Origin of the sequence: Brasilonema bromeliae SPC951, from assembly GCF_012912135.1 — a bacterium.
Lineage (GTDB): Bacteria > Cyanobacteriota > Cyanobacteriia > Cyanobacteriales > Nostocaceae > Brasilonema > Brasilonema bromeliae.
Map to the genome: position 1 here is coordinate 1 of NZ_QMEB01000371.1, position 1,055 is coordinate 1,055.

The following is a 1,055-nucleotide window of genomic DNA, read 5'->3' on the forward strand; positions in this document are numbered from 1 at the left end:
ATATAAAGGCGCATAGAATCTTCCCAGTTGCGCGCAAATTAGAATGAACGCGAAACCTGCGCCAATAAAAACGGGCTTGACGTCCGATTCCACATCATATTTGTGCGCCATGATGCGAATTTCTTCCGCCAGGGAATACATAAATAGGATCGAGAATAATGCGCGTAACGCCGCACTGACGTTTCGTCGTCTCTCAATCTGCACGTAGCGCCAGTTTCGGTATGAGCAATAAAATGCATACCAGCCGAGCGTGACGACAATCATCAGAATAAACTTCGCTCTGGACACTGGAAAGAAGATTGGTGCATCCGAATCCGCAACGTGGTAAGCGTTTGCGATGGTTGTCATTTTGGCACCAGATTCGGTGATAAGTGATTTGCGACAGTTTCTGCAATTCCCATTTGATGCGGGTTGCGGCGTATTGCAATGCTGACAAGTCAGTTCTTTCAATCAGAATATTCCATATAATATGAATGCGCAGGGCTTTTTTTCAACTGGGAGCAAGTGCTGGAAGCCGCACACCATCAGGGTTTCAGAGGGTACTAAATTGACTTCCTTAACGCGAACAAATCGACCCTTAAAACTTTGTTTGCATGCCCACACTTTTCAGATTTTCTTGTATTATAGAGAAGTAGTCATCACTGGGCTTCCTAATCGCGCGTCAAGCCGATTGAGTTCGAAGCCGATAGTGATGTGAAGAAAGTTCAAAATGTACGCTCGAAGCTAACGAGCACAGGCAACGAGCCTAGTACAATTAGAACCCGCATGGATGGGGGCTTGGCTCAGCTGGTAGAGCGTCTCCTTTGCACGGAGAAGGTCAGCGGTTCGACTCCGCTAGCCTCCAGAATTCAGTCGGATAGCGCTTCTTAATTGAAGCTCGACTCCGAAAGCGACAAGAAAAACTCTGAAGTAAGATTCAGAAAAAACCTTGTAAAAGCGCTGATTCATCTGATAGAATTGATGACTCGCGAAGGTTTGGAAAAACCAAACGCGACAGCCCAACCGGAAAAGGGCATTAAACAAAACCGGGTTTGTACCCTGAAAACTGCATATTG

The 1,055-nt window shown here is 46.2% G+C and carries 1 protein-coding gene and 1 tRNA gene; one reads left to right on the forward strand and one right to left on the reverse strand.

Features of this window, described 5'->3' with window-relative positions:
• Window positions 1-450, reverse strand: a 450-nt coding sequence (locus tag DP116_RS30600; RefSeq protein WP_211173549.1) for a hypothetical protein, incomplete at its 3' end; no start/stop codon positions are given.
• 321 nt (window positions 451-771) lie between these two features.
• On the opposite strand from DP116_RS30600, the gene DP116_RS30605 reads away from it, so the two are divergent.
• Window positions 772-844: transfer RNA gene (locus tag DP116_RS30605), tRNA-Ala, on the forward strand.
• The last annotated feature ends 211 nt before the right edge of the window (window positions 845-1,055 follow it).